Here is a 21,953-nt window from a genome sequence, read left to right on the forward strand (position 1 = left end):
CGCCGTCAGACCGCCGGTTCGGCCTCCGCCTTCCGCAGCACGACCTCCGGCGCCCGCCGCAGTGCCCGGATCGCCGGGACGCTGAGCATGACGGCCAGCAGGACGAACGACACGACCGACGAGAAGATCAGCACCTCGTTCGCGCCGAACGCGTCCGCCGCCGGGCCCGCCAGCGCGCGGCCGAGCGGGATGACCATGATGGAGCCGGCGACGTCGTACGCGGAGACGCGGCTCAGGACCGTCAGCGGGATGTGCGACTGGACGCTGGTCGCCCACATCACGCCCCAGAACGCGAAGCCGTAACCCGCGATCACATGGGCGATCGCCGTGGCCGCGAAGGACCATTCGAGCGCCGGGGCCAGGGGATTGAGGGCGAAGCAGAGCATGGCCAGCGCGCCGGCCACCAGCGGGCGTTTCGGGCGGACCCGCATGCCGATCAGGCCGCCGATGATCGTCCCGGCGCCGTCCGCCGAGGCGATCCAGCCGTATCCGCTGGCCCCGTGCTGCTCGATCATCAGTGCCGCGCCGAGCGGCAGCGCGGGGCCGAACACGAACAGGCCGTAGACGGACCAGACCGCGATGACGCCCCACAGCCACTGGCGGGACCGGAACTCCTGCCAGCCCGTCGCGAGCCTGCGCCACATCGGGGCGTCGCCCTCGTCGCGGACCGTGTGCAGCTTCCGCAGGGGCAGCAGGACCGCCGCGCTGAGCGCGTACGCCGCCGCGATCACCAGGTACGAGCCCGACACCTGCCAGTACGCGACGAGGATGCCCGCCAGACCGGGGCCGAGCAGCGTGCTCAGGGCCTCGGATATGCGCAGCAGCGCGTTGGCCTTCTGGATGTCCTCCGCGACCCGGGGGACCATGCTCGCCATACCGGGCTGGAACATCGCGGTCGCGGCGCCGCTGAGCGCCAGCAGCGCCATGATCTGCCACAGCGGGACGCGGTCGGAGGAGAAGAGCAGCGCCGCCAGCGTGATCATGGCCAGCATCCGCACTAGGTCGGCGCAGATCATCATCAGCTGCGGGGTGAACCGGTCGGCCAGCACCCCGCCGAACAGCACCAGCAGGACGATCGGGGTCATCCACGCGGCCAGCGCGTAGCCGACGCCGCTCGCCCCGTGGCCCGCTCCCAGCACGGCCGTGGTGAGGGAGACCATGAGCATGCCGTCGGCCAGCAGCGACGCGCTGCGGGCCGTGAAGAACAGCCGGAACCGGGTCGACCGCCAGGGGCTGGGCAGCGTGTCCGGCTGCTTCGGGAGGGTCGTGTCGTCAACGCTCATGTCGTACCTGCCGGCTTCTGCCGGTCCCTTCCTCGATGATCTCCAGTCGACGCCAGGCGTCGCTCCGGTCCGGCTCGACGGGTGGGTTCTCGACGAGTACGTAGCGGTGGGGTGCCAGGACCCCCGAACCGGCGGCCGGGATGAGGGCGGTCAGCGCCCGGTGGGCCTCCTCGGGCGTCAACGAGCTGTCACCGCGGGCGATGTACGCCGTGAGGTGCGGTTCCGCGCCGGCCACCCCCTCCGCGGTGCCGTCCGCCGTCCCGCCCGGTCCGAGCTCCTCGGCCACCCGCACCGGCAGTCCGCCCGCCGCCCGGCCGAGGGTCTCGCGCACGGCGGCGGGGGAGACCCAGCAGCCGTCCACGCTGAGCCACGTGGGCCCGCGTTCGGCGGGACGGACTCCCGTCACCTCGGACAGTGCCTCCATCGGCACGTCCCCGGCGGCGGCCGCCTCCAGGAACAGGACCAGCCCGGAGAGGAACCCCTCCGCCTCCTCGGGGGTGAAGAGCGTGGGGGCGGCCCACAGGGAGATGTGCAGCTGGGGCGCTGTCCGGTACGTGAAGGCGAGCAGCCGGGTCGGCAGCGTCTGGGGCGGCCCCCAGGTCAGCTCCTGCTCGGCGTCGTCGCGGTCCTGCGTGTCGGTGCCCAGGAGCGGGGCGGGCAGGGCGCTCACATCGTTGAACACCACGTCCCGGCCGAAGTGGCTGCCGCGCTCGGCGGTGACCCGGTCGATCATCTCCCACAGCCGTACGGAGTCGAACTGGCTGTGCCGGTAGGCGTTGAGCACCGCCCCCCAGGTCCGGGCGACCAGGGCGTCGAAGCCGGGCACCCGGACATCCAGGTGGAGCAGCGCGTCCTGGGATGTGGTGGTCACCGAACGGGCGACCCGGGGGTGGAACCGGTTGGCGCTCGGGACGGCGGTGACACAGCTGTCCTGGCCCGCCCGGTGGGCCACCAGGGCGCACCAGGCGGCCATCAGCACGGTGGCCTCGGGGTGCCCGGTGCGGCGGGCCGCCCCGGCGAGCGCCCGGCCGCCCCGGCGGGAGCGGAGCGTCAGCTGCCGGGCCTCCTCGTCGGTCCCCGGCCTCCTGCCGCGCGGCTCCGCGAACATCTCCTGCGGCCCGGTGCGGATGATCCGCTCCCAGTACCGCAGGGAAGCCTCCGACTTCCGCAGCCCGGCCGGGGACGCCTCCACGGCGGCCAGGTCGACCGGGGGCAGGGACGTGAGCCCCGGCAGCTCCTTGCCCGCCAGCAGCTCGGCGAACTCCTCGCGCAGGATGGCCATCGCGCTGCCGTCCGTCACCGCGTGGCTGAACGCCAGCGCGACGTGGACCGGCGCTCCGGCCACGGTGAGCAGGGTGATCCGCAGCGGGAACTCCCGCTCCAGGGCGAAGCGCCCGGCCCGGGCCGCCCGGGCCACCGACTCGGCATACCGCGCGGGCTCCTCGGGGAACGCCGCGTGGTCCAGGACCGTCACCGTGAACGTGCCCCCGGCCGCCACGACCTGCTCGACCGGCGCCGACCCGGGGGCGTGCGGAAACGTGGTGCGCAGCCCTTCGTGGCGCCCGGCCAAGGCGCGCAGGGCGTCGGTGACGGCCTCCACGGTGGTGCCCTCGGGGACGGGCCACACATCGTGGATGTTGATGTGGGTGGGGTCGTCCCGCAGGATGCAGCGGATCATGTTGGCCTGGCCCATCGTGAGGGGCCCCCGGCGCTCCTCACCGCCCGCGTAGGCGACGGTGACCGTGGTCGTGGTGGTGTGCGGGGGGTTCGGGTGCATGGCGTCCTTGCGGGCGGGGGTCATCGGGTCACGGCCAGGCCCACGTCCGCGCTCGCACGGGTCAACGCCTCCCAGTGGTCCATCAGGAGCGCGAAGTCGGCCATGTCGTCGCGGGCCTCGTCCAGGAGCCGGGAGCGGCGTTCGACGAGGACGTCGGCGACCGTCCTGTAGCGGTCGCCGAGCCGCCGGTAGGCGGCGTCGAGGACGTCGAGGCGGTGGGTGCCGGACGCCCGGTCCAGGCCGGTGCTGTCCCGGACGAACCCGGCGACCTCACGGGTCCGGATGTGGCCCTCGGCGTCGAGCAGCGCGTCACCCGCCGCCGCCGTCCTCGCGTACACGGCGTTGAGATACGCCTTGGACAGCAGGAACTTCACGAAGCGCAGCTGGTACGCGAGGAAGCCGTCGTCCGTACGGCGTTCAGCGGTATGGAAGTTGACGATGTGCCGGTTGTGCTGGACGCCGGGCATTCCGGCGTCGTGGAGGAGGTGGATCAGGAAGTAGTCGCTGCCGATGGTGTCGGTGGCGGGCGGGAGCGGGACACGGCGGTAGACCTCGTGGTCGAGTGCGATGTTGCACATGTCCACGCGCATCGGGCTGACGGGGGCGAGCGTGGTGCGGTCGCCGTCGAACGCGGTGTCCCCGGCGCCCCGGAAGGACTCGTCGATCAGATGTCCGCGCCAGATCTCCGGGTATCCCTCGGGGATCGACAGGCCGATCAGTTCGCGGTACGTGTCCGGGTCGAGGTCGCGGATCTCCGCGACGTCCACCGACATCTCTCCCACGAAGGAGCCGCCGGCCATCGTCACCCGTCGGCTCCCGGTCCCCGGCGGCAGCTTGCTGCGGGTCGCCGACTCGCGTACGTCGTCGGCACGTCGGCCCAGGTAGGTGAGCTCCTGGTGGAGCGGGAAGACCGTTTCGCCGTCGAGCTGCTGGTAGCGGCTGTCGGAGTCCCGGCGGTGGACGGACGTGCAGCCGAGGGCCTGGGCGATGAGGAACGCCCGGTTGGTGCAGGCGCCGTAGGAGACGTGGGACGGCAGCATCAGTTCCAGCAGCCGGTCCGGCCGGTCTCCGCCGGACCGCCCGATCACCGCTCGCAGGAAGTCCCGCTGCTCGTCCTCGTCGAGGTGGTGGACGGTCACACCGGGGGACGGGGGCAGCGCGGCCACCGCCCGCCGGTGCTCGGCGAGCACCGGCGCGGGGGAGGAGTCCAGGACCAGGAGGTGCACCTCGACGCCGAACCGCCCTGCCCCGTACGCCGCTTCCTCGCCGACCGCCGCGATGGTGGCGGCGCAGGCCCGGTGGGTGGGCAGGGTCAGACAGACGCGGCGCACGAAGGCTCCCCGCTCTGCGCGGCGGGTGCGGCTTCCTCGACGGGGTCCTGCCACGAGGCGAGCCCCAGCAGCCGACTGCCCAGCGGGTTCAGCTCGGCCGTGGGGTAGCGCTGGGACTCGGGCAGCACCGGGTCGCCGACCAGGGTCCGGTTCCAGCGCGGGGTGCGCAGGTGGCGCCAGGACTCCACACGGGACTTGCGCAGTCGCTCGTGCTCCTCCAGCGCGGGCATCATCGACAGGTACTGCACGGCCCGCACCCCGTTCTCGGAGAGGTTGCGCGCCACTCCGTGAGCCAGCAGTCCGTTCCAGATGAGCAGGTCGCCGGGGCGGAGATCCGGGCGTACGACGGGGAGTTCGTCCCGGTCGATGGTGGGGCGCAGCGGGTCCCGGTCCCCGGGCTGGGCGGTCTTCCAGGTGTCGAACTGCCGGAACAGCTCCGGGCAGCACTGGAAGCCGCCGGTCTCCGGCCGGGTGTCGTTGAGCGCGATGATGCCCTGCACTCGCTGCGGCGGGACGGCGAGCGTGGTGTCGATGTCCCAGTGGAGCTCGATGTCGAAGCCCCGGTCCGTCGGCTCGATCAGGGCGCGGTCACGGTTGCCCCGATTGGGCGGATTGAGGTTGAGCCGGTCCAGGGTGACCCACAGCTCCTCGCAGTCCCATACGTCGACGAAGGCGTCGTAGACCCGCTGCGACTGCCGGTTGTCCCAGAGGAGTTGGTGGTGATAGGCCTCCACGAAGCCGTAGATGTGCAGCTGCTGGTCCAGCTCGGAGCGCAGCGGCCGGTCCTCGTACCAGCTCTCCGGCCGTCCCGGGTCCAGGCCCTGGAACTCCCACGTGAAGTCCAGCAGTTGACGTGCCACCGGGGCGGGGATCGCTTCCCGGACGATGACGTAGCCGTACGTCTGCCAGTGGGCGAAATCCTCCTCGGAGAGCACGCGCAGCGGGCGTGACTTGTCGAGCTCCCGCAGGGCGGTCTGCGCGAGGTAGGCCTCGCCGTCCGCGCTGAAGTACGGGATGTCCGACGCCGCTCGGTGCAGGCGGGGCCGACGGCGAGGGGCGGGTGTCGTCATGAGGTTGATGGCAGGTCCTTCTCCTCGGCCGGCCGTGCGGCGACCCCGGGGGAGCGGGGTCGCCGCGGACGGCGGGACGGATGGCAGTGCCGTGGCGGGAGGAGCCGTGACCACGTCGGTCAGCAGGATTGGTCCAGACCGCCCGGGCTGTCAAGTGGCAGCCACATATGGGGATATGAGATGCCGTCCCGTACCCGGCGGCCACGGAATCGATACCTGCCGTTCGGTATTTTTGGTCTAGACAACAGGTGAGCGACAGGCCTAATGTCCAAGGGCGCGGTCGAGTTCGTGACGGGTTGTCACCCGTACTTCTGCCCGTACTCCGGTCGGTCACGGACCTGTTCGGGACCGCCGACGCCACGGCGATGTGGTCCGTACGCCCGAGGGGTGTCCCGATTGCCGGCCCACACCGAGAAAGACGCGGTTTCATGAACACATCCAGCATCACGGCCCTGCCGGGTATCACGCTGAGGAGTCCCGGTGCCGGGCTGATCACGCTGGACCCGGTCCGCACCGCACTGCTGCGGGGCCTGGACGATCTGCTGACCGGCCTCGCCGCGCGGCTCGCCGCCCCCGAGGTGGTGGGGCCGCCCCTGCTGTCCGTCGAGGGGCTCGCGCGGCTCGACTTCTTCCGCAACTTTCCCCATCTCGGCGTTTCGGCGGGGCGGTTCGGGCCGGAGGCGCTCGACGGTCTGGCCTCCGGCGGTGCGCCCCAGGACCTGCCGTTGCACCCGACCGGCCATGTGCTGCCGTCCGCGACCTGCTACGGGCTGCTGCTCTCCCTGGAGGGCGAGGACGTCGGCGAGGACGGGCTGCGGCTCTCGGCGGTCGGCCGCTGCTTCCGCAACGAGACCCACTACGACGGCCTGCGCCGCCTGTGGGGGTTCCACATGCGTGAGGTGATCTACCTCGGAACCAAGGACGGGGCCACCGAACACCAGGAACGCGGCGGAGAGTTCGTACAGGAGGTGGCCGGACGGCTCGGCCTGACCCTGACCAGGGCGGCGGCCGACGACCCGTTCTACGACAACGGGGGTTCGCGGGCCCGCCTGATGGCACTGGACCCGGTGAAGTACGAGTACAGCGCCCCCGACGGCACGGCCATCGCCTCCGTCAACCGGCACCGCAACTTCTTCGGCGAGCGGCTGGGTATCCGGGCCGGCTCGCACGGTCCCGCGTACAGCTCCTGCGTCGCCTTCGGCATGGAGCGCTGGGTGCACGCGATGATCCTCGCGCACGGCACCGCCGAGCGGGCCCTGGAGCGGCTCCGCGCCGCCGGTTCCTGAACCGGTCCTCCGCCCTGGCCGACCGGCCGCCACCCGAACAGAAGCGCCGCCCCCCGGACAGAAGCGCCGCCCCCCGGACAGAAGCGCCGCCCCCCGGACAGAAGCGCCGCCCCCCGGACAGAAGCGCCGCCCCCCGAACAGAAGCAAAGAGGAGCGATTTCTCCCATGGAACGTGTCGTAGCGTGGCTCAACGAGAAGAACCCCGGACTCGACGGCCCGATCGGCGTCGAGGAGGACCTCATCGAGGCCCGCCTCATCGACTCGATGGACTTCCTGGAGTTCATCGACCTCCTGGAGGAGATATCGGGCAGCGGCATCGATCTGCAGGAGGTCACCATCGACGACTTCCGCACCCTCGCCCGCGTCAAGGAGCGCTTCCTCACCGCCGGCGACCTGGCGGAGGCGCCGACCGGGTGAGCCCGGGCCGGTGACCCCTCTCCCGCCGTCCCGCCAACAGGGCGCGGCCACCGCGCCGCCGGTGGCCGCGAGCACCTTCGCTCTGGTGGCCACCACCGCGGAGGTGCTGGCGCACCCGGAGCTCGACGAGCGCCTGCTCGCCCCGTGGGAGCGGCGGCGGCTCGCGGGCATCCGGGTGCCGGGCCGCCGCGACGACGTGGTGGCGGCCCGCCTGCTGCTGCGGCTGTGCGCCTCCCGGGCCACCGGGCTGCCGCCGGACGCGGTGGAGCCGGCCCAGCGCTGCCCCGGGTGCGGGCGGGACGGGCACGGCCGGCCGTATCTCCCGGACCACCCCGGCCTGGGGGCGAGCTTCAGCCACGCCGACGGCCTCGCCGCGGCGGCGGTCGGACCCGGCCCGGTCGGTATCGACGCGGAACCCCTGACGCGCCGGCCCGGGCCCCTGCCCGTACTGCGGCGGCTGCTGTCGGCGGACGCGGTGGACGCCGCCTGTGCCGAGCCGGACCCCGGCCCGGCGCTGCTGCGGTTGTGGGTCCGGCGGGAAGCGCTGTTCAAGGCCGGGTTCGAGGCAGAGTGCGAGGCTGGGATCGAGGCAGGGTTCGAGCCTGGGATCGAGGCCGGTCGGGACGACGCGCGGCTGACCGAGTGGACGGACCACCGCCGCGCGGCCGTGGTGGCACTCGCGGGCGTCGGCGCGTCGGCGGCCCGCCCTGCCGACGGGCCGCTCCTCAGCTCCGGCCCGGCTCCGCCGTCAGGTCGATGAGGCGGCAGACCGTCTCGATGTCGATCTTCACCTGGGCGATCGAGGCCCGGCCCGACAGCCAGGTGATCAGCGCCGAGTGCCAGGTGTGCTCGATGACCCGGACCGCGGAGAGCTGCTCCGGGGTCGGGTGCTCCAGACCCATCGCGTCCAGGATGATCGCCGTGGTGAGCCGGGAGACGGTGTCCACCTCGGGGCTCACGCTGCGGTCCGCGAAGGTGAGGGCGCGGACCATGGCGTCCGCGAGGTGCGGTTCGCGCTGTAGGGCGCGGAAGGCGCGCATCAGCGTCTCGGCCACCCGCTGGGCGGCGTCGTCGCCGGCCGGCGGACGTTTGCGGAGCGTGGTGTGCAGGTGCTGGAGCTGGTCCTGCATGGTCGCTACCAGCAGATGGATCTTGGACGGGAAGTAACGGTAGAGGGTGCCCAGGGCGACCCCGGCGGCCTCGGCCACCTCCCGCATCTGCACCGCCTCGAACCCGCCCCGGCCGGCCAGCTGGGCGCTGGCGTGCAGGATGCGGCGGCGACGGGCCTCCTGGCGCTCGGTCAGCGGAGGCGCTGCCGGTCTGGCGTCCGCGGTCATGCTGTCCCCGATCCACGATCCGTGATCCATGGCTTGATCCCGCCCCCGGACGGACGAAGCGGTCCGGCCGGGCGCGCACAGCATGCCAGGGCGTCCGTCGTGGCGCGAATCACCTGATCCGGCTCTCGCGCCGACGCTACCTGCCGGTAGATTCGATGCACGTCGAACGATCAAGTATGCGACTTGTTCTATCAAGTCTGAAACTTGTTCTAGATTAGCGCGACCGGTTACGCTCCGGCGAACACGCAGTCAGAAGGGGGCCGAGTGTGACCGCTGAGGCCATAGAGACAGGCCCCCGCACGGGCGAAGGCAGCTCCACCGGGACCGGCGACCGGCCGTTGCGCATCGCACTCCTCACCTACAAGGGCAATCCGTTCTGCGGCGGCCAGGGCGTGTACGTCCGCCACCTCGGCCGGGAGCTCGCCCGCCTGGGCCACAGCGTCGAGGTGATCGGCGCGCAGCCCTACCCGGTGCTCGACGAGGGCGTTCCGCTCACCGAGCTGCCCAGCCTCGACCTCTACCGCCAGCCCGACCCCTTCCGCACCCCGAAGCCCGGCGAGTACCGCGACTGGATCGACCTGGCCGAAGTCGCCACCATGTGGACCGGCGGCTTCCCCGAGCCGCTCACCTTCAGCCTCCGCGCCCGACGCCATCTGCTGGCCCGGCGTGGCGAGTTCGACGTCGTCCACGACAACCAGACCCTCGGCTACGGGCTCCTCGGCGACCTCGGGGCCCCGCTCGTGACGACGATCCACCACCCCATCACCGTGGACCGCAGGCTCGACCTGGCGGCCGCGACGAGCCGCCGCCGACGCGCCTCCGTACGCCGCTGGTACGCCTTCACCCGGATGCAGAAGCGGGTCGCCCGCAAGCTGGACACCGTCCTCACCGTCTCCGGCTCCTCCCGCGACGAGATCGTCGAGGACCTCGGCGTACGCGAGGACCGGATCAGCGTCGTCCACATCGGGGCCGACACCGACCTGTGGTCCCCCGACCCCTCGGTTCCCGAGGTGCCCGGCCGCATCGTCACCACCTCCAGCGCCGACGTCCCGCTCAAGGGCCTCGTCCACCTCGTCGACGCGCTCGCCAAGCTCCGCACCGAGAACCCCGCCGCCCACCTCGTCGTCGTCGGCAAGCGCGCCGAGAACGGCCCGGTCGCCCGCGCGATCGAGCGGCACGGACTCGCGGACGCCGTCCAGTTCGTCAAGGGCATCAGCGACGCCGAGCTGGTCGACCTCGTGCGCGGCGCCCAGGTCTCCTGCGTGCCCTCGCTGTACGAGGGGTTCTCGCTGCCCGCCGCCGAGGCCATGGCCACCGGCACCCCGCTGGTCGCGACCACCGGCGGCGCGATCCCCGAGGTCTCCGGCCGCGACGGGGAGACCTGCCTGGCCGTGGCGCCCGGCGACGCGGACGCGCTGGCCGGGGCACTGGCCCGGCTGCTGGCCGGCCCGGAGCTGCGCGCCCGGCTCGGCGCGGCCGGCCGCGAGCGGGTGCTGGCCAACTTCACCTGGGCCCGGGCGGCGGCCGGAACGGCCGAGCTGTACCGTCAGGCGATCATCGCCCGCGGAATCCGCAGGTGACCGCGTGCCCCCGGGCGACCTCGGACCCGATCGTCGCAACCCGTACCTCCGACCTCGAAGGCAGGCCCCCGTGCTGACCGTCGACTTCACCCGCTTCCCGCTCGCCGCCGGCGACCGAGTGCTCGATCTGGGCTGCGGTGCCGGCCGGCATGCCTTCGAGTGCTACCGGCGCGGCGCGCAGGTCGTCGCGCTCGACCGGAACGGCGAGGAGATCCGCGAGGTCGCCAAGTGGTTCGCGGCCATGAAGGAGGCCGGAGAGGCCCCCGAGGGCGCCACGGCCACCGCGATGGAGGGCGACGCCCTCAACCTGCCCTTCCCCGACGACTCCTTCGACGTCGTGATCATCTCCGAGGTCATGGAGCACATCCCGGACGACAAGGGCGTGCTCGCCGAGATGGTCCGGGTGCTCAGGCCGGGCGGCCGGATAGCGATCACCGTCCCGCGCTACGGCCCCGAGAAGGTCTGCTGGACCCTCTCCGACGCCTACCACGAGGTCGAGGGCGGCCACATCCGCATCTACAAGGCCGACCAGCTCCTCGCCCGGATCCGCGAGGCCGGACTCAAGCCGTACGGCACCCACCACGCCCACGCCCTGCACGCGCCGTACTGGTGGCTCAAGTGCGCCTTCGGCGTGGACAACGACCGTGCGCTGCCGGTGCGGGCCTACCACAAGCTGCTGGTCTGGGACATCATGAAGAAGCCGCTCGCCACCCGGGTCGCCGAGCAGCTCCTCAACCCGGTCGTCGGCAAGAGCTTCGTCGCCTACGCCACCAAGCCGCACCTGCCGAAGGCCGAGGCGTGAGCACTCCCGAACAGACCGAACACCTTGTCCTGCCCGGCGTGCTGACGGCGGATCAGGCGACCGAGACCGTCGCCGCGCTCGTCGCCGTACAGCGGGAGGACGGGGCGCTGCCGTGGTTCCGCGGGCACCACCTCGACCCGTGGGACCACACCGAGACCGCGATGGCGCTCGACGCGGCCGGCGAGCACGAGGCCGCCGCGCGCGCCTACGACTGGCTCGCCCGCAACCAGAACGCCGACGGCTCCTGGTACGCCGCCTACCACGACGGCGATCCGCAGCAGCCGACCGACCGGGGCCTGGAGAGCAACTTCTGCGCGTACGTGGCCGTCGGCGTCTGGCACCACTACCTCGCCACCGGCGACGACGCGTTCGTCGACCGGATGTGGCCCACGGTCTTCGCGGCCGTCGAATTCGTCCTCGGGCTCCAGCAGCCCGGCGGGCAGATCGGCTGGAAGCGGGAGCCCGACGGAACGCCCGTCAGCGACGCGCTGCTGACCGGCTCGTCCTCGATCCACCAGGCGCTGCGCTGCGCGCTGGCCCTCGCCGAGCGCCGCGAGGAGCCGCAGCCCGACTGGGAGTTGGCGACCGGTGCGCTGGCCCACGCGATCCGCAGCCACCCCGAGCGCTTCCTCGACAAGAGGCGCTACTCGATGGACTGGTACTACCCGGTCCTCGGCGGCGCGGTCACCGGGGCCGAGGCCACCGCCCGCATCCAGGAGGGCTGGGACCGCTTCGTCGTCCCCGGCCTCGGGGTGCGCTGCGTGCTGCCCAACCCCTGGGTGACCGGCGGCGAGAGCTGCGAACTCGCCCTGGCCCTCTGGATGACGGGGGAGTCGGACCGGGCGCTGGAGGTCCTCCAGTCCGTCCAGCACCTGCGCACCGAGGGCGGGCTGTACTGGACGGGATACGTCTTCGAGGGCAACCGGGCCTTCTGGCCCGAGGAGCTCACCACCTGGACGGCGGGCTCCCTGCTGCTCGCGGTGGCCGCCCTCGGGGGGGACGAGGCGACCACCGCGGTCTTCGGGGGCGAGCGGCTGCCGGTCGGCCTGGAGCCGGACTGCTGCCGCTGAACGCGCCCTGGGGCGGGCCCTGTTCAGCCGCGGCGGAGCCGGCCCGCCACCGCGTGTCCGATGAAGAGGTAGACCACGGCAGCCAGGCCGTATCCGGTGACGACGTTCGCCCACGCCTTGTCGAACGTGAACAGGTCGTGCGACCAGCCCGCCAGCCAGCGGGCCGCGTCGTGCACCCACTGCACGAAATCGTTGCCGCGGTTGGCGTCCAGCAGGTACATCAGGATCCAGAGGATGATGATGAAGGCCAGGATGTCGGCCACGACGGCTATGACACGAGCCGCTGAACTGCTTCCTGAACGGGTTCTGGGAGACATGGAACTCTGGTTGCCGCTTTACGCAGGGTGAAACCCGTACGGCCGGCACCGGGTGGCGGCCTGGGGGGCGCGGGCGAGGCCGAGCGGGAGTGCCGGCATCCGTCACTCGCTGTGAAATGTCCGGACGGTTCGGCCTGGCGTGGTGCACGGGTTCGGCCTCGCCCTCGGGAGCAGAGGAGGGAATCCGGGTGATCACCCCGGACCCCGCCGGTTAGGGTGCGCGGCATGACCCCTCTCTCCCACGACCGCTACTGCGACGAGGTCCTGGCCCAGACCGACGCCCTGCGTGCGGTGCTGACCGGCGCCGACCTCGCCGCGACCGTCCCCACCTGTCCCGACTGGACCCTGCGGGAGCTGGCCGTGCACGTCGGCGGCGCGCACCGCTGGGTCGGCGAGATCGTCCGCACCCGCGCCGCCGAGGACATCCCCGAGGACAAGGTGCCCGGCATGGAAGGCCCGGACGGCGACGACCCGGCCGCGCTGGACGCCTGGCTCGCCGAGGGAGCCGCGGCCGCCGTCGCCGCGCTGCGGGAGGCGGGACCGGACACCGAGGTGTGGACCTGGGCATGGGAGCGGCGTACGGCCTTCTGGGCGCGGCGCATGACGCACGAGACCGTGGTGCACCGGGCGGACGCGGCGCTCGCCGCCCGTGCCCCGTACACGGTGGACGCCGACGTGGCCGCCGACACCATCGAGGAATGGCTGCGCATCGTCTCCTTCTCGCAGGAGGGCGGCGACCCGGAGGCGGCCGAACTGGTCGGAGGCGGACGCTCGTTGCACCTGCACGCCACCGACGTGCCCGGCGCCGAGTGGCTGATCGAGTTCGGCGACGACCGCTTCACCTGGCGGCACGCGCACGACAGGGCCACGGTCGCGCTGCGCGGACCGCTCACCGACCTGATGCTGGTCTTCAACCGCCGACTGGAGCCGACGAACCCGCGGGTCGAGGTGCTCGGCGACACCGCGCTGCTGGACTTCTGGCTGGACCGGTCGTCGTTCGGCTGAGCGGCGGAAGCCCGGACACGCCTTGAGGGCTGTCCCTCAGGAGTTCAGCTCCGCCAGGACCCGCAGCGTGTGCGGGTCCGGGGCGGTGACCAGCAGATCCGTCACCGGGCCCGTACGCCACAGCTCCAGCCGCTCCGCGATGCGGGCGCGCGGCCCGATCAGGGAGATCTCGTCGGCGAACGCGTCGGGCACCGCCCGCACCGCCTCCTCCTCGCGGCCCTGGAGGAACAGCTCCTGGATCCGCCGGGCCTCCTCCTCGAACCCCATGCGGGCCATCAGGTCGGCGTGGAAGTTGCGGGCCGCGTGCCCCATCCCGCCGATGTAGAAGCCGAGCATCGCCTTCACCGGCCGCAGCCCCTCCGCCACGTCGTCGCAGACGTGCGCGCGGGCCATCGGCGCGATCATGAAGTCGTCCCGGAGTCCGGCGAGCGAGGCCCCGTAGACGTCCGCTCGCAGCGGCGACCAGTACAGCGGCAGCCAGCCGTCCGCGATCTCCACCGTCTGCGCGATGTTCTTCGGGCCCTCCGCGCCCAGCAGGACGGGGAGCGAGGCCCGCAGCGGATGCGTGATCGGCTTCAGCGGCTTGCCGAGCCCGGTGGCGTCCGGGCCGGTGTACGGGTGGGAGTGGAAGCGGCCCGCCAGTTGGACCGGAGCCTGCCGTGCCAGCACCTGCCGGATCACCTCGACGTACTCGCGGGTCGCGGTCAGCGGGCTGCTGGGGAACGGCCGCCCGTACCACCCCTCCACCACCTGCGGCCCGGACAGGCCGAGGCCGAGCAGCATCCGGCCGCCGGAGAGGTGGTCCAGGGTCAGCGCGTGCATGGCCGTCGCGGTCGGGGTGCGGGCCGCCATCTGGACGATGCCGGTGCCCAGCCGGATCCGGGAGGTGTGGGCGGCGATCCAGGTCAGCGGCGTGAAGGCGTCCGACCCCCAGGCCTCCGCCGTCCACACCGAGTCGTAGCCGAGCTGCTCTGCCTCCTGGACCAGGGCGAGTTGGCCGGGGTCCGGGCCGCGGCCCCAGTATCCGAGCGCGAGTCCGAGCCGCATTCCGTTCCCTCCAGCCGTAAATGACGAAGCGTCAGGCATGGGTGACCGGCTTGGACTGTACGACAACGGCCCCCCGCCCGGAAGGGCGAGGGGCCGCGGTGCGCGTACGGGATCAGCCGCGCTGGATGCCCGTGGTGTCCTGGAGGACACCACGACGGCCGTCCTGCGTCTGGGCGATGAGGCTCTGGTCGCGCTGCTCCACCGCGAGGTACCAGGTGCCCGGCGCCAGCTCGGCGATCGGGTTCGGCGAGCCGTCCTCGCCGTACAGCGGGCGGGCCACCGGAACGGCGAACCAGAACGGGGTGAAGTCGCCCGCCGGGGCCGCGCCGCCCTGCGAGGGCTGCTGGGCCTGCGCCTGCTGCGCCTGCTGTGCCTGCGCCGGGTCGGCCTGGGCGGGCTGGCCCTGCTGCGGAGCGCCGGGGTAGCCGTAACCCTGGCTCGGCTGGGCACCGTACGGCTGCTGCTGCTGCTGGCCGGCCGGGAAGCCGTAGCCCTGGCCGGGGCCCGCGCCGTACGGGGTCTGTCCGGCCCCTACGCCCGGCGCGGGGGAGGACGGGCTGACGAGCGGGGCCTTGAGCGCGGGGATCATCGGACCGGCGACGGCACCCGCGACGAGCACGATGGCGGCCAGCAGGCCGAGGATCAGGCCCGCGCCGGCGCTGTTGACGTCGAGGATCGTCCAGAAGGCGGTCCACAGCGCGAAGACGGTGAGCGCCGCACCGAACTGGCCGAGGTCGAGGCCGACGACCTTGCGGCCCGGCATCATACGGCTGACGATCAGCAGCGCCGCGCCGATGACTCCGGCGAGGAAGACGCTCATCAGGAGTCCGAGCGAGTCCCAGGCGTTCGGGCTGTCGAACCGGGAGCAGTCGACGCCCTGCGGGCATTCGTAGCTGGAGAAGTCGAGGAAAGAGGCGATGAACAGCACGACCGCTGCTCCGATCACCACGCCGTCGCCTCGAGTGAGGGATCGGATATTCACGTGAAGGTCCTTAGTCGGTCGTCTCGTCGGGGCGGTCGTCGCTGCCGCCGGTGCGGCTCGAAGCTCGGGAGCGGCTCCCCATCGTACGGATGAATCTATCGTCTGCCCGGGCGGGTTGTGCCCGTGCCCGGATCATGAGCGGTTATCCCCCCAATATCACCGCAGAACTACCCCTTCAGGTAGCTGCTAATGCCGTCGGCCATGCCCTGGGCCGCCTTCTGCCGCCAACTCCCGCTGGTGAGCAGGGCCGCGTCCTTCGGGTCACGCATATTGCCGCATTCCACGAACACCTTGGGCACGGTCGACAGATTCAGTCCGCCGAGATCATTACGCGTGTCCAGACCGGTCTTTCCGCCGATGTAATGGGAAGGCTCGCTTCCGGTCGTACGGACGAAGTGTCCGGCGATCCTCGCGCCGAGATCGGCCGAACTCTCCACGATCTTCGAGGTGTCGGCCCCGCCGCCCGTCACCTCGGCGGGCAGGATCACGTGGAAGCCCCGGTTGCCCACGGCCGACCCGTCGGCGTGCACCGAGACGACCGCGTCGGCCTTCGCCTCGTTCCCGATCCGGGCCCGTTCGTCGATGCACGGCCCGAACGGCCGGTCCCCGTCGTGGGTCAGCCGGACCCGGGCGCCCTCGGCCTCCAGCAGCGCGCGCAGCCGGTGGGACACGTCCAGGGTGAACCGGGCCTCCGCGTAGCCGTCATCGGTGGACGTACCGGTCGTGTCGCACTCCTTGCGGCCGGTGCCGATGTCGACCTTCTCGTTGATCTCCCGGGTGTGGTCCCGGTTGCGCGGATTGTGCCCCGGGTCGATCACCACGGTCCGGCCGGTCAGCGGACCCTTCGGCAGCGGCTTCGCAGCGGCGGAGGGGGAAGCGGTTCCGGACGGCTCCGGCTGCTTCCCGGCCGGTGCGGGAGCCGTCGGGGAGGCGGCGTCCGCACCGGGCCGTGGTGGGGCCGCACCGGTCCCGTCGGCTTCCGGGCCGCCGCCGCATCCGGCGGCGGTCAGGCATACGGCGGCCAGCGCGGCGGCCACGGAGAGGGGCCGGGCGCGGCGGGTGGGGGGAGGGCTGTCGTCGTACGGCACGCGGCGATGCTACCCACCCGCCTGTCCGGAGGGCTCGGACCGCGGCCTGTGCGACCCCCTGTGTGACCCGGATACCGCTCCCGTACGGCTCAGATCCCGGCGCCCGTGCGGCGCAGCACGCGCAGCGAGTCCGTCACCGACACCTCGGTGAACGTTCCGGAGGCCAGCGCCCGGAGGTAGATCCGGTAGGGGGCCTGCCCGCCGTCGGCCGGGTCGGGGAACACGTCGTGGATCACCAGCAGCCCGCCCTCGACGACATGCGGGGCCCAGCCCTGGTAGTCGGCGTTCGCGTGTTCGTCGGTGTGCCCGCCGTCGATGAAGACGAGCCCGAGCGGCCCGGCCCACACGGCGGCGACCTGCGGGGAGCGCCCGACGAGCGCCACCACGTGGTCCTCCAGGCCGGCCCGGCGCAGGGTGCGGCGGAACGTCGGCAGGGTGTCCATCAGGCCGACCTCCGGGTCCACCACGCTCGGGTCGTGGTACTCCCAGCCGGGCTGCTGCTCCTCGCTGCCCCGGTGGTGGTCGACGGTGAGCGCGCTCACCCCGGCGGTGCGTGCCGCGTCCGCGAGCAGGATGGCGGACCGCCCGCAGTACGTGCCCACCTCCAGCAGCGGCAGCCCGAGCGCGCCGGCCTCGATGGCGGCGGCGTACAGGGCGAGACCCTCGTGGACCGGCATGAAGCCCTTGGCGGCCTCGAACGCGGCGAGGATCTCCGGCGTGGGCCCGGCCGGTCCGGCGGGTCCGGCGGACGCGGCGGCGGAAGCGGCGGCGGACTCGGCGGTCACGGGGTTCCTCCAGGTGGGGCGGGGTGAGTGCGGAACGGCGCCCCATCGTGCCGTACGCCCCCGCCGAAGGGATCGGCGGGGGCGTACGGGGGGTGAGCCCGGGTCGGGGCGGGCCCCGGCGAAGCGATGGCCCGTGAGGTCAGCAGCTCTGCCAGAGTCGGGTCATGACGCGGACGCCGAAGCGCAGGCCCTCCAGCGGGACGCGCTCGTCCACGCCGTGGAAGAGGCGGCCGTAGTCCAGGTCGTGCGGGAGCTTCAGGCCCTTGAAGCCGAAGCAGCGGATGCCCAGGTGGGTGAAGGCCTTGGCGTCGGTGCCACCCGGGTTGCAGTACGGGACGGGGTGGCCGTCCGGGTCCTCGGCGCGGACGGCGTCGCACATCGCGTCGACCAGGGGGCCGTCGAACGTCGTCTCCATCGCGATGTCGTGGTTGACCCACTCGCGGCTGACGGAGGGGAGCAGGAGCCGGTCGATCGTGTCGATCAGTTCCTGCTCGTGACCGGGGAGGAACCGGCCGTCGACGCGGGCGGTGGCCTTTCCGGGGATGACGTTGGTCTGGTAGCCGGCGGTGAACATGGTGGGGTTCGCCGAGTTGCGGAGCACCACCTGCATGAAGTCCGCGACCGGGCCCAGCCTGGCCAGGCTCGCCTCGATGTCGTTCTCGTCGAACTCCACGCCGTAGAGGCGGGCGGCCTCCTCCAGCAGGGCGCGGACCGGTTCGATCAGCCGGACCGGGAAGGTCTCGCGGCCGATCCGGGTGAGGGACTCGGCGAGGTCGGTGACCGCGTTCTCGTCGTTGGGCGACGAGCCGTGGCCGGCCCGGCCGTTGGCGGTGAGCTCCATCCAGGCCATGCCGCGCTGGGCGTTCTCGATCGGGTACAGCCGGCGCGTGTCGTCGAGGGCGAAGGAGAAGCCGCCACCCTCGCCGATCGCCTCGGTGACCCCCGAGAAGAGGTCGGGCCGGTGTTCGACGAGCCAGTGGGCGCCGAACCTGCCGCCGGCCTCCTCGTCGGCGAGGAAGGCGAGCACCACGTCGCGGGCCGGCTTCGTGCCGGTGCGGGCGAAGTGCCGGGCGGTGGCGAGCATGACCGCCACCGTGTCCTTCATGTCGATCGCGCCCCGGCCCCAGAGGTAGCCGTCGCGGATCTCGCCCGAGAACGGCGGGACCTGCCACTCGGAGGCGTCGGCGGGGACGACGTCCAGGTGGCCGTGGACCAGCAGGGCTCCCCGGGTGGGGTCGCTCCCGGGGATCCTGGCGATGGCGCTGGCCCGGCCCGGGGCCGACTCGACCAGCTCGGAGACGATGCCCACCTCGGCGAGGCGGTCCACCACCCAGTCGGCGGCGGCGCGCTCGTCGCTGGTCGGGTTGGAGGTGTCGAACCGGATCAGTTCGGCGCAGAGGTCCACGACCTCGGTCTGGGCCTGCTCGGAGGCGGGGGTGAGGCTCATGCTGCTCCTGCCGGAGTGGTCGCGCGGGCGGCGGGGGCGGGGGTGCCGCTGTCCTCGTCGTCCAGGGTGGAGGTGCCGTACGGCTTGACCCAGCCCAGCAGGCCGAGGGCGCAGTACAGCAGGAAGGCGGTGGCCAGCGAGTTGAGGGCCGGTATGCCGCCGTCGTAGAACTTGCCGACACAGAACGCCACGACCCAGATGACCAGGGACATCGGTACCCAGGTGGGCGAGGTCAGCGGCAGGGTCTGCGCCTCACGGGTGTCGTCCAGCGGCTTGCGCATCCGCTTCACGACCCAGTACTCGGCGACGATGATGCCGCCGATCGGCGGGATCATCACGCCCAGCAGGGAGAGGAACTCCGTGAAGTGGGTCATGATGCCGACCGCGGACAGGAGCGTGCCGGCGATGCCGAGGACGACGGTGACCACGCCGCGGTGCAGCCGCTTGCGGAAGACGACCTGGAAGAAGTTGACGACGCCGAGCGAGGATCCGTACAGGTTCCAGTCGTTGATCTTCGCGGTGGACATCAGGACCACCATCACACCGAAGGCGCCCGAGGTGGAGAGCACGATGTGGGAGACGTCGCTCGACTTCACCAGGTGGCCGAGCAGCACACCGACCATGCCGACGATGTACTCGGAGAGGATCATCGAGGAGGCGCTCTGCACGAAGACGTGCGAGCCCTTCTTGTTGTAGCGGGTCATCTCCGGGGAGACGATGGCGCCGGTCATGTAACCGCCCGCGATGGCGGTGGCGGCGACGGCCAGCGGGATCGCCTCGCCGGGCGGCGGCGAGCTGATCAGCTCACTGATCGAGTGGTCGTTGAGGGTCGTGATGATCGACCAGGCGACCATGCCGAAGAACAGCGGGGTGACGATCTTGGCGAAGAGGGCCATGTATGTGAAGCCGAAGATCACCAGGCCCGTGATGGCGATGCCCGCGATCACGCACCACATCCAGGACGGTCCGCCGACGAGCGCCGAGACGCTGTTGCCGAAGATCGTGTTCTGGACGCCGAACCAGCCGACCAGGCTGACCGCGATGACGAAGCTGACCAGTGCCGAACCGTTGCGGCCGAAGCCCGTCCAGCGGGTGAGCATCGGGGTCGCCAGGCCCTCGCGCATGCCGGCCAGACCGATCGCGAAGATCACGATCTCCAGGATCACCGCGCCGAGCGTGAAGGCGAGGAAGGCGTCGCCGAAGGTCATGCCGACGCCGATGGTGGCGCCCAGTGTGAACTGGGAGATCGAGCCGGACTGGGCCAGCCACTGCAGGAGCATGGACCAGAAGCCGAAGCGCTTGTCGCGCGGGACCCGCGAGAGGGAGTAGTCGTCGCTGCCGATGCTCTTGGCTTCGGGGGCCGTGGCGTCGGCCCGGTCGGCGGATGCCATCAGGACTCCTGGGTGGTGCGGCCGAGGGTCTGGAGGTGAGCCAGCGACCCGTAGCGGTGGACGAGGTTGTCGAACTCCACCGCGTCGTGGAAGTCCAGCTGCCCGGCGCCGAAGCCCTTGGCGACCTCCACGGCGTAGCGGGCGGCGGACGCGATGTCGCTCTCGTGACTCGCGCCCGTCTGGCAGCCCGGTACCGCGGCGGCCGAGGTGACCGCGAGACCGACGACCGGAGCGGCGGTCGCGGTGGCGGGCTGGAGGATCGAATTGATGTGGTGTGCACCGTTACCGTACGGCGTGATGTCCTGGGTGGTCACCGGGTAAGTGACCAACGGCTCACCGGTCACCACGGCCAGCAGCTCGCCGAGCTGCTCGCTGACCCGGAGCACCCAGCCCTCCTTGACGGTGGGCGACAGGGCCAGGCCCTTGTGGTTGATGATCCGGTTGCCCTTGGTGGTGTCGATGGAGAGCACGGCCTCCATGTCGGCGGTCACCTCGTGCCGGTTCATCGTGGCGATGTCCACGGGCGAGCCCATGAACGGCACCGGGTCGTGCGGCTCGGTCGGCGCGTTCGGGCAGATGTGCGTGGCGACGATCACGTCGCCGGGCAGCACATCGCCGCGACGGCGCATGTCGAGCAGCTTGGCGGCCGCGGTGATGGCCGCGGCCGCGCCGTCGGCGTCGGAGACCAGACCGGTCACCTCGGGCCGGGCGCCGATACCGCCGAGCCGGCCCACCACACCGAGGGTGCGGGCGCTGCCGCCCGCCGTCCGGCCGCGGGAACCGGGGATGCGGACGAGCACGAAGTCCGTCGAGCCCTGGTCGCCCATGACGGTGGTGACCTGAGCGGACGATCCCTCGGCCCCCGCTGCGGCGTCGAGGTACCCGACGACCGACTTGCCAGTGACCTGGGGATCGTCCAGCAGCTCGACGATGTCCAGTACGTACTTCAACATGGGGGCTTTTCTCCTGATCCTGACACCCGCCCGGCGCTCGACGGGGGAGAGCGCGGGGCGGGGTGCTGAGGCAACATTCGGGATCGGATAGCGTTGAGCGCAACTGTTTCCCGCTATATGCAATTCTGGTCTGAATGGTGAGATGACGATGGCCGAATTCGATCTCGACCGGCGTACGCCCGCCGGGGCGCTGCAGACCGTCGACCGGGCGCTCCTGGTGCTGCTCGCCTTCGAGCGCACCCGGCCCGACTGGGGCGTCACCGAGGTCGCCGAGGAGTTCGGCTGGGACACCTCCGCCGCCCAGCGGCTGCTCGCCACCCTGGCGGGCCGGGGCTTCCTGGTCTCCGACCCGGCCACCCGCCGCTACCGCATCGGCCCCGCCGTGCTGCGGCTCGGCCGGCTCTGGGAGCGCTCGGGCTCGCTGGAGCTGCTGGCAGGCCCGGTCCTGGAGGAGCTGCGCCGGACGACCGGCGACACGGTCCTGTTCTGCCTTCCGGACAGCTTCCACATGCGCTGCGTGGCCGCCGAGGAGGGCGAGACCGGACCGCTGCGCTACTACCCGCTGGTCGGCGAGCTCTACCCGGCGCACGCGGGGGCGACCAGCAAGTCGTACTACGCCTATCTGCCCGACGAACAGCGCCACCGGCTCTTCCGGGGCCGCCCCATGGCCCGCTTCACGGACCGCACCGTCACCGAACCGGACCTGCTGGAACGGGAGTTCATCAAGATCCGGGCCCAGGGCTACGCCTGGACGGTCGGCGAGTACGACACCGGGATCGCCACCGTCGCCGTACCGGTGTTCCTGGGGCGCGAGCCGTACGGAAGTCTCAGCCTCGGCGGCGGGGAGGACCGGTTCCGGGGGGCGCCCGAGGACCGGCTCGACGCGCTGCGCCACGCGGCCCAGCTGCTGGAGCAGCGCCTCACCCACCCGCCGCAACGGCCGAAGCCCCGCGCCCGGCGGCCCCGCACCACCTGACCGATCCGA

At 72.1% G+C, this 21,953-nt stretch carries 21 protein-coding genes; 8 read left to right on the forward strand and 13 right to left on the reverse strand.

Going from position 1 to position 21,953, the window contains the following annotated elements; all coding sequences use genetic code 11:
• Positions 1-5: 5 nt before the first annotated feature.
• Genes N7925_RS26535 through N7925_RS26550 form a run of 4 tightly spaced genes read right to left on the reverse strand, consistent with a single transcriptional unit; the run spans position 6 to position 5,461 of the window.
• On the reverse strand, positions 6-1,283 hold the full coding sequence (locus N7925_RS26535) for an MFS transporter (RefSeq protein ID WP_265601929.1): 1,278 nt from the start codon (positions 1,281-1,283) through the stop codon (positions 6-8).
• The gene (locus N7925_RS26540) at positions 1,273-3,060 is read right to left on the reverse strand and encodes a condensation domain-containing protein (RefSeq protein ID WP_443032245.1); all 1,788 of its coding nucleotides are present in this window, start codon (positions 3,058-3,060) and stop codon (positions 1,273-1,275) included. The genes N7925_RS26535 and N7925_RS26540 overlap by 11 nt, the downstream gene beginning before the upstream one ends.
• A 20-nt stretch (positions 3,061-3,080) precedes the next feature.
• Positions 3,081-4,391, reverse strand: a complete 1,311-nt coding sequence (locus N7925_RS26545; RefSeq protein ID WP_274345378.1) for a DUF6271 family protein — start codon at positions 4,389-4,391, stop codon at positions 3,081-3,083.
• A complete protein-coding gene (locus tag N7925_RS26550; RefSeq protein ID WP_274345379.1) occupies positions 4,373-5,461 on the reverse strand; it encodes a phytanoyl-CoA dioxygenase family protein in 1,089 nt (362 codons plus the stop codon). Before N7925_RS26550 ends, N7925_RS26545 begins: the two co-directional genes overlap by 19 nt.
• A 428-nt stretch (positions 5,462-5,889) precedes the next feature.
• Here N7925_RS26550 and N7925_RS26555 point away from each other — a divergent pair, with 428 nt between their 5' ends.
• The 3 genes from N7925_RS26555 (at position 5,890) to N7925_RS26565 (ending at position 7,924) form a co-directional block, all read left to right on the forward strand.
• On the forward strand, positions 5,890-6,747 hold the full coding sequence (locus N7925_RS26555; protein WP_265601933.1) for a hypothetical protein: 858 nt from the start codon (positions 5,890-5,892) through the stop codon (positions 6,745-6,747).
• A gap of 165 nt (positions 6,748-6,912) precedes the next feature.
• Complete coding sequence (locus N7925_RS26560; protein WP_265601934.1) at positions 6,913-7,164, forward strand: acyl carrier protein; 252 nt, start codon at positions 6,913-6,915, stop codon at positions 7,162-7,164.
• Positions 7,165-7,174: 10 nt separating this feature from the next.
• Entirely contained in the window at positions 7,175-7,924 is a 750-nt protein-coding gene (locus N7925_RS26565) for a 4'-phosphopantetheinyl transferase family protein (protein WP_443032246.1), read from the forward strand.
• Here the strand turns inward: N7925_RS26565 and N7925_RS26570 are convergent.
• Positions 7,890-8,501 carry a TetR family transcriptional regulator gene (locus tag N7925_RS26570; RefSeq protein ID WP_265604015.1) on the reverse strand — a complete coding sequence of 204 codons (612 nt, stop codon included), beginning with the start codon at positions 8,499-8,501 and terminating at the stop codon, positions 7,890-7,892. The two genes, N7925_RS26565 and N7925_RS26570, sit on opposite strands and share 35 nt — an antisense overlap.
• A gap of 266 nt (positions 8,502-8,767) precedes the next feature.
• Between N7925_RS26570 and N7925_RS26575 the strand changes: the two genes are divergently transcribed.
• From N7925_RS26575 to N7925_RS26585, 3 genes are all read left to right on the forward strand, one after another.
• A complete protein-coding gene (locus tag N7925_RS26575; RefSeq protein ID WP_265601935.1) occupies positions 8,768-10,081 on the forward strand; it encodes a glycosyltransferase family 4 protein in 1,314 nt (437 codons plus the stop codon).
• Positions 10,082-10,151: 70 nt separating this feature from the next.
• Positions 10,152-10,883: a class I SAM-dependent methyltransferase gene (locus N7925_RS26580; RefSeq protein WP_274345380.1), complete on the forward strand. Its 732-nt coding sequence runs from the start codon at positions 10,152-10,154 to the stop codon at positions 10,881-10,883.
• Positions 10,880-11,953 (forward strand): prenyltransferase, encoded by a 1,074-nt coding sequence (locus tag N7925_RS26585; protein ID WP_265601937.1) that lies wholly within the window; start codon positions 10,880-10,882, stop codon positions 11,951-11,953. Before N7925_RS26580 ends, N7925_RS26585 begins: the two co-directional genes overlap by 4 nt.
• 23 nt (positions 11,954-11,976) lie before the next feature.
• Here the strand turns inward: N7925_RS26585 and N7925_RS26590 are convergent, their stop codons facing one another.
• Positions 11,977-12,270 carry a hypothetical protein gene (locus N7925_RS26590; RefSeq protein WP_265601938.1) on the reverse strand — a complete coding sequence of 98 codons (294 nt, stop codon included), beginning with the start codon at positions 12,268-12,270 and terminating at the stop codon, positions 11,977-11,979.
• 225 nt (positions 12,271-12,495) lie between these two features.
• On the opposite strand from N7925_RS26590, the gene N7925_RS26595 reads away from it, so the two are divergent.
• Entirely contained in the window at positions 12,496-13,275 is a 780-nt protein-coding gene (locus tag N7925_RS26595) for a maleylpyruvate isomerase family mycothiol-dependent enzyme (RefSeq protein ID WP_274345381.1), read from the forward strand.
• Positions 13,276-13,311: 36 nt separating this feature from the next.
• Here N7925_RS26595 and N7925_RS26600 read toward each other — a convergent pair whose 3' ends face one another.
• The 7 genes from N7925_RS26600 to N7925_RS26630 form a co-directional block, all read right to left on the reverse strand.
• Positions 13,312-14,322, reverse strand: a complete 1,011-nt coding sequence (locus tag N7925_RS26600) for an LLM class F420-dependent oxidoreductase (RefSeq protein ID WP_274345382.1) — start codon at positions 14,320-14,322, stop codon at positions 13,312-13,314.
• A gap of 112 nt (positions 14,323-14,434) precedes the next feature.
• Complete coding sequence (locus N7925_RS26605; RefSeq protein WP_274345383.1) at positions 14,435-15,304, reverse strand: DUF5336 domain-containing protein; 870 nt, start codon at positions 15,302-15,304, stop codon at positions 14,435-14,437.
• Between the two features lie 167 nt (positions 15,305-15,471).
• Positions 15,472-16,392 carry an N-acetylmuramoyl-L-alanine amidase gene (locus N7925_RS26610; RefSeq protein ID WP_274345384.1) on the reverse strand — a complete coding sequence of 307 codons (921 nt, stop codon included), beginning with the start codon at positions 16,390-16,392 and terminating at the stop codon, positions 15,472-15,474.
• Between the two features lie 89 nt (positions 16,393-16,481).
• Positions 16,482-17,069: a class I SAM-dependent methyltransferase gene (locus N7925_RS26615; protein WP_274346563.1), complete on the reverse strand. Its 588-nt coding sequence runs from the start codon at positions 17,067-17,069 to the stop codon at positions 16,482-16,484.
• A gap of 247 nt (positions 17,070-17,316) precedes the next feature.
• Positions 17,317-18,624: a M20/M25/M40 family metallo-hydrolase gene (locus tag N7925_RS26620; protein WP_274345385.1), complete on the reverse strand. Its 1,308-nt coding sequence runs from the start codon at positions 18,622-18,624 to the stop codon at positions 17,317-17,319.
• Entirely contained in the window at positions 18,621-20,015 is a 1,395-nt protein-coding gene (locus N7925_RS26625; protein ID WP_265601944.1) for a cytosine permease, read from the reverse strand. Before N7925_RS26625 ends, N7925_RS26620 begins: the two co-directional genes overlap by 4 nt.
• Positions 20,015-20,968, reverse strand: a complete 954-nt coding sequence (locus tag N7925_RS26630) for a DUF1177 domain-containing protein (RefSeq protein WP_274345386.1) — start codon at positions 20,966-20,968, stop codon at positions 20,015-20,017. Before N7925_RS26630 ends, N7925_RS26625 begins: the two co-directional genes overlap by 1 nt.
• 148 nt (positions 20,969-21,116) lie before the next feature.
• On the opposite strand from N7925_RS26630, the gene N7925_RS26635 reads away from it, so the two are divergent.
• Entirely contained in the window at positions 21,117-21,944 is an 828-nt protein-coding gene (locus tag N7925_RS26635) for an IclR family transcriptional regulator (RefSeq protein WP_003969470.1), read from the forward strand.
• Positions 21,945-21,953: the final 9 nt, after the last annotated feature.

Origin of the sequence: Streptomyces sp. CA-278952, assembly GCF_028747205.1 — a bacterium.
GTDB lineage: Bacteria > Actinomycetota > Actinomycetes > Streptomycetales > Streptomycetaceae > Streptomyces.

Excerpts from the sequence above, each read along its gene's own strand:
- N7925_RS26535 (WP_265601929.1), bottom strand. The coding sequence starts at position 1,283 with ATGAGCGTTGACGACACGACCCTCCCGAAGCAGCCGGACACGCTGCCC.
- N7925_RS26540 (WP_443032245.1), bottom strand. The coding sequence starts at position 3,060 with ATGCACCCGAACCCCCCGCACACCACCACGACCACGGTCACCGTCGCC.
- N7925_RS26550 (WP_274345379.1), bottom strand. The coding sequence starts at position 5,461 with ATGACGACACCCGCCCCTCGCCGTCGGCCCCGCCTGCACCGAGCGGCG.
- N7925_RS26555 (WP_265601933.1), top strand. The coding sequence starts at position 5,890 with ATGAACACATCCAGCATCACGGCCCTGCCGGGTATCACGCTGAGGAGT.
- N7925_RS26560 (WP_265601934.1), top strand. The coding sequence starts at position 6,913 with ATGGAACGTGTCGTAGCGTGGCTCAACGAGAAGAACCCCGGACTCGAC.
- N7925_RS26570 (WP_265604015.1), bottom strand. The coding sequence starts at position 8,501 with ATGACCGCGGACGCCAGACCGGCAGCGCCTCCGCTGACCGAGCGCCAG.
- N7925_RS26590 (WP_265601938.1), bottom strand. The coding sequence starts at position 12,270 with ATGTCTCCCAGAACCCGTTCAGGAAGCAGTTCAGCGGCTCGTGTCATA.
- N7925_RS26595 (WP_274345381.1), top strand. The coding sequence starts at position 12,496 with ATGACCCCTCTCTCCCACGACCGCTACTGCGACGAGGTCCTGGCCCAG.
- N7925_RS26600 (WP_274345382.1), bottom strand. The coding sequence starts at position 14,322 with ATGCGGCTCGGACTCGCGCTCGGATACTGGGGCCGCGGCCCGGACCCC.
- N7925_RS26615 (WP_274346563.1), bottom strand. The coding sequence starts at position 17,069 with ATGCCGGTCCACGAGGGTCTCGCCCTGTACGCCGCCGCCATCGAGGCC.
- N7925_RS26620 (WP_274345385.1), bottom strand. The coding sequence starts at position 18,624 with ATGAGCCTCACCCCCGCCTCCGAGCAGGCCCAGACCGAGGTCGTGGAC.
- N7925_RS26625 (WP_265601944.1), bottom strand. The coding sequence starts at position 20,015 with ATGGCATCCGCCGACCGGGCCGACGCCACGGCCCCCGAAGCCAAGAGC.
- N7925_RS26630 (WP_274345386.1), bottom strand. The coding sequence starts at position 20,968 with ATGTTGAAGTACGTACTGGACATCGTCGAGCTGCTGGACGATCCCCAG.
- N7925_RS26635 (WP_003969470.1), top strand. The coding sequence starts at position 21,117 with ATGGCCGAATTCGATCTCGACCGGCGTACGCCCGCCGGGGCGCTGCAG.